Annotated in this window: 4 protein-coding genes; 1 reads left to right on the top strand and 3 read right to left on the bottom strand. The window is 58.5% G+C overall.

Features of this window, described 5'->3' with window-relative positions; translation table 11 throughout:
• Positions 1–117: 117 nt before the first annotated feature.
• The 3 genes from EOA60_RS18645 to EOA60_RS18635 all read right to left on the bottom strand — a co-directional run bounded on the left by EOA60_RS18645 (position 118) and on the right by EOA60_RS18635 (position 4,568).
• Positions 118–1,305 (bottom strand): DUF2235 domain-containing protein, encoded by a 1,188-nt coding sequence (locus EOA60_RS18645; RefSeq protein ID WP_091600486.1) that lies wholly within the window; start codon positions 1,303–1,305, stop codon positions 118–120.
• Between the two features lie 676 nt (positions 1,306–1,981).
• Positions 1,982–3,010: a patatin-like phospholipase family protein gene (locus EOA60_RS18640; RefSeq protein WP_091600488.1), complete on the bottom strand. Its 1,029-nt coding sequence runs from the start codon at positions 3,008–3,010 to the stop codon at positions 1,982–1,984.
• Between the two features lie 46 nt (positions 3,011–3,056).
• Entirely contained in the window at positions 3,057–4,568 is a 1,512-nt protein-coding gene (locus EOA60_RS18635; protein ID WP_126089952.1) for a hypothetical protein, read from the bottom strand.
• A 92-nt stretch (positions 4,569–4,660) separates the two neighbouring features.
• Between EOA60_RS18635 and EOA60_RS18630 the strand changes: the two genes are divergently transcribed.
• A partial coding sequence (locus EOA60_RS18630; protein WP_164899394.1) for a hypothetical protein occupies positions 4,661–4,966 on the top strand: 306 nt, incomplete at its 3' end.

Below are 4,966 nucleotides of genomic sequence, written 5' to 3'. Positions count from 1 at the left end.
ATCTAGGTGGACGACGTTTACTCCATTTCCGCCCACGGCGCATCTTTCGCGCTCTGCATGTCAGCCGGAACGGCCAGATCCTGGAAGCAGACGGCGGCACTGCACGCCACTCAGCGGTCAGTGGATCTCGCCAACCGCCTTTCCAGGCTGTTCGGCATCGACCCAACCCATCACCGCGTCAAGATCGACGCCCTTGCGAGTCGACCACTCAACCAAATTGGCGGGCCGGTAGCTTGACGAGTGGCGATACCGCTCGAAGACCGAGCCATCAATCGTCTCATTGACATTGATGTACGTCGCATCCGGGTCCCGGCCGGGAGGGGATGCAATGGGCCGAAGATGCCTCTTGCTGAGGATGGCGTAGGAGCCGCGCATGAACTCCCGGTAAGAGTCTGAAATCGGAGCGTCGAGGGCCCCGTCGTCCACCTCGATGTCGCTCCTGAACGCGAGACCGTGGGACCGGGCCTTTTCGATGATCCAGCTGAGAGGAGCCTGTGCAAGCAGATCATTCGGGTATCCGCCGCCCACATTACCGTGGGCGCCAGCAAACCAACGCTGCTCGACACTGCTGTAGGGACGCGGCGGTGCGATCACCGCCTGGGGATCGGTAGGGATTCTCTTCGTCCATAACGTCGGCATGAAGCTGTTGCGATGCTCATCGAGGGCAAGGGCGTGAAACGCATTCTCGATTGGCACCCTCAAGCCCGTGTCCAGAAATCGGAAACTGGTCCGACTGATGCCTTCCCAGCTGAACGCGGGAATGCCGAGCGCGCCGACAGTGTCCCAGACGGCCACCAGCTTGATCGGCACGCGGCGGGAGTATTTCAGCATCCAGCGTTCTTCCAGGGCAGAGGCCTTCAGCGGGCCTGCGACCAAGTCGTCATGAAGCTTCCACACGGTCAGCGCGTCGCGTCGGCGGTACCGGGCGAACAACTGGTTGACGCTTAACGGGGCACCCGGCCTCAACAGGCCACACTTGGTGATAAAGCCTGTCAGAGAACGCGCAGTGAAGGCGCCACGGCTGAAGCCGAACACGAAGATGTCGTCACCATCGTTGTAGTTTTCGACCAGCCACTCATAGGCATCAAGGATATTCCTGAGCAGCCCCTTCCCAAAGGCTCCGCCAATGACTCCGTTCACCCCGATATCATAGTAGGCGAGCTGGGCTGGGTTTCCGGTGTCTTTCGTTGAACACAGGGCGCGCAAGCGCCAGACATTGGTGTTGTCCGACACGGAATTCCAGGTTCCATCAAGGAAAACCGCCAGCCGCTTCTTACCCGGTCCCGCTGCCGATAATGATTCCATTTCGCTTCCTTGAAAAGGAAGACAGACCACGACATATGGCGGCTGTCCAGCGGTCCTAAGTCAGCGCCCTCCGGAGATTCTGTCCGGTTGCTAAGAAGGTGGGGTAACGCGGCCACAGATGGTGACAAAGGCTGAACTGCCCCAAGCGGCACGAGGCGCGAACAAGATCGAGTAGTCGCGGCTGCTGGTCGTGGGCCGGCCGATGGTGATCATGGACACGCCGACGTAGCTCCCGGTCTTGAAGCGGCCGATGAATTCGACAGGCATCGCCTATGTAGCGGAAGCACCCGTCGCGCCGGTCGAGCTTGAACCTCAGTGTCGGGTTCGGTTGCGTTGGTTCTTCCTGGGCCCTTGCCGGAGCAGATATGAGAATGGCGGCGCCGACAGCCCAGAGCAGCGGCCATTTGGAGGCACTATGGCGCATCACTTGGTCTCGGGGTCGGGCTCACCAAAGGTCTTCACGAAGATGGCCTTGCCAGTGCCTGAAATTTGCTTCTGGATGTCCCAGTCGAGCTTGCTGTCCCTGATGTAGAGACTGAGGGTACAAATCTCGCCGCGGCAGGCACTTGGCGTTGAGGACTGCTTGTCCTGGATAGAATATGAGGCGATATATCCAACGATAACGTCCTTGCAGTCCGTGTCGGGTAAGCGGCAAGGCGGCGCGTTTGACACTTTGCTACTTAAGGAGTTCCGGTGCATAGGATTTGACGCGTGCCATCGTGAGGGCCCGACCATGTCGCACCAAAACCTCATGCTCTTCGGCCTCCAATCTCTTTAAATCTGTTGCCACCAGCGAGGCGAAAGCGGCGTCGCCAGGCCGTTCCTCGCCTACCCGGCTGTCGATTGAAAACCAGATGGGTTTCGGGCCCTTTTTCGCGTCGTACGACAATTGCAGACGAGCAAATTGAAGACCTCTTACCTGCTCCATCATGATGTTGATCGCCTCCTTGAGCACGATTGTCCCGGACTCCGTCGGATGAGGGGACACGGCGAACGGCTTGCCGCCATCACTTACAAAACACACATCGACGGGATTGCGCCGCGCTCGCATCAACGGGTTCACGCCCAGATTATCGTAAATGCCTCCATCGCTCAGCGTCGCGTATTCGCTCAGGGAATTGGGATAGATGTCGGCATTGAGCCGTAGCGGGGGAAACACGGGCGGGAAAGCCGAGGATGCTGCCACGGCCAAGCTGATTGGATAGTTACTCGCATTCGCGGTGCCGCTCTCGTGCTCCCCCATCGTTTCTCCAGCGTCTTCTCCGGGCGCCAATGCCTTGCCTGCAACAAAGAAAAACATGTTGCCGGTGGCCAGGTTGGTGGCGTTGAGATAGATTCGTGGACCATCTCTGAGAGCGGATAGCCGTGCACCCGCGAACAGATCCCGATCGTAGCTTGCGCCAAGCTTCTCCAGGCGTGTTTCGAAGGGGTCCAGGATACCTCCGATGATCGAAGAGACGGCGATCGACTTTGTCAGCAGATAGTCCGAAAGGCCCTTCAGCACATCCTGTTTGCCCCAATTCAGCGCCAAGTAGGCGCCTGCCACGCTCCCGCCGCTCACGCAGCTGATGAGATCAAGCTTGTCGAGTAAGTCGAGTTCCTGGAGAGCCGTAAACGTCCCTACATGGAACGCGGCAGCACGAAACCCGCCCCCCGAGAGCGCAATTCCAAGTTTCTTGGTTTCGCCGTTGATTAGAACGACCATCGTATACCCCCCATTGAGAATTCCCCGCCGACCCGAGCAGCTGGCATCATGAAAGGTCGAACGTCATCTCAACAAAAAGATCGCTGTGTTCGATCTTGACCGGCCGCTTTGCTGACGTCGGGTTGTTTCGGAAAGCTCGTTTTTCGACGGTTGGATTACCGTCGCCCTGAACGATGCGTCCCTTGGTCTTTTCCTGCAACGCCTTGTAAAGCTCCTCGAACGGCATCCTCCACCCGCTTCCAGGTTCCGCTCGACCCTTACCTTGAATGGCCGCGACCGCCTCTACGACCGGTATCGCGGCTACTAGTCGTGGGTCGACCATGCGCTCCAGACCGAGCGCTTTGACCGTGGCATTATGACTCCCATGGTGTCCGACCTTGTAAAAGGTTGTCCGGCGCAACAGGTCCTCTGCGGTGACAGGTTTGCCCGAGGACATAGTCTTCGCGGCGGGAGGATAGGTCTGGTCATTCCAAGACAGCCAATTCCCCACCTGGGCGTCTCCGGGAAACAGCAATACCTGGCCATCGGGGAGTTCAAACGCCAGTGCCAGGCTGGTGTTGTTTGTATCCGAATCCATCTTCAGGGCCAAAGCTTCGATGGAGCCTGTCCAGTCGCTGTCAATCCTACGCCACTTTTCGGCCGGAGCGTCATACAGTTTGCGGACCCCCGACTTGGTCGCCTTCTTGCGACGGGTTTTCTCTTTCAGGGGTCTTTGGTAAACGGCCGAGAAAGGCAGGACTGTGTCGGTTCGATTGGCAAGAAGCGAGAGCTGGGCATTTACTGTGCTTTCCGCCGCCGCGGCGGCGTCCAGACGCGTCAGATATACCTCCTTCGCCTGTCCCTTGGATGGGGTGTCTTTTCGCAGCAAAACTTCATCTCGAGGCGGGCCAAGAACAAAGGCCTTGATATTGAACTCGTCGAGGTCAATGACCTGTCCAGGCTCAAGATAAGATGTTGAATCGGCACCAGCTTTATCCTTCAGCATTTGCATGATTTCGGCCGTCCCGAAGACGCCCGATGCACCTAGCCCGTTTATGGCGACTGGCCCGGCGAAAGCGGCAAGCGCCGCTGCCGTTCGCAAGCCGGGATGCGCATCGCCTTGCGCCAGCGTGGCCGCCGCCGCCAAAGCCTGCTTTCCCTTCGAAAATCGTGCCCTTAGGACCTGAGCCTGCGGATCTTTCAGGTTTTCGGTCCAAGCCATCCAAAGCCGGCCGATGGAAACCGCACCGTCAAGGAATGCGCCTTTTTCGAACGCAAACCCGGACAGATGGTCGTAGTGCTCGTGGGTTATGACCAGCAGGTCGATCCGGTTGCCGACGGTCTTCAGGACGTCTTTCGCGATCGCTGAAATGCGGGCCGGGCCTGCCTCAACTTCGGACAGGCGCTTTTTACCGATCCGGTTCACGACCTTCGGGTCAAGTTTGGCGATCAGATCGGCTCCAGCGGCAACGTTCTGGAGGACCCCACAATCTATAAGTATGGATCGCTCCAACTCCGCGCCGCCGTCGTCCAACGTGGTGCGAATGAGGAAGCAATCGCCCAAGATGCCGCGATACATCCTGATCCTCAAGAGCTTCAATATCCCCACACCTAACCTCCCCGGTGCACCAGAGCGAACGGTTCGTCCAACGCAGTGCCGGTCGATCCCCCTTGCAGTCCATAACCGAACGCAGTCGAGCCGAAGCGGTAACCCGCAAGGAAATCGCGTTGTTGCTCCAGCCGGGCATCGTCACTAATTCGCTTTCGGACTGCGTAACGCAGGTGACCCTCCCGAAGGTCGAAGATGAGTGTGGCACCACCGCGGAACACAAAGTCCGCGCCCGACGGGTTATCGCCGTGCTTGTCTTGAAGCTCCTGTTCGTTCTGATCGTAGAAGCCGCGCCGCTGCTGTACAATTTCAATGATAAGTTGGCGGAGATCCTGGCCGTCGGGTCCTGTTCGCCGGGAGGTTCTTAC

Origin of the sequence: Mesorhizobium sp. M1A.F.Ca.IN.020.06.1.1, from assembly GCF_004023265.1 — a bacterium.
Taxonomy (GTDB): domain Bacteria; phylum Pseudomonadota; class Alphaproteobacteria; order Rhizobiales; family Rhizobiaceae; genus Mesorhizobium.
Note: the sequence above shows the minus strand (reverse complement) of the source record. Positions and strands in the feature narration are given on the sequence as shown.

What these genes read in the sequence shown, in the direction of transcription:
- EOA60_RS18645 (WP_091600486.1), bottom strand. Translation starts at nt 1,305, where the DNA reads ATGGAATCATTATCGGCAGCGGGACCGGGTAAGAAGCGGCTGGCGGTT.
- EOA60_RS18635 (WP_126089952.1), bottom strand. Translation starts at nt 4,568, where the DNA reads ATGTATCGCGGCATCTTGGGCGATTGCTTCCTCATTCGCACCACGTTG.
- EOA60_RS18640 (WP_091600488.1), bottom strand. Translation starts at nt 3,010, where the DNA reads ATGGTCGTTCTAATCAACGGCGAAACCAAGAAACTTGGAATTGCGCTC.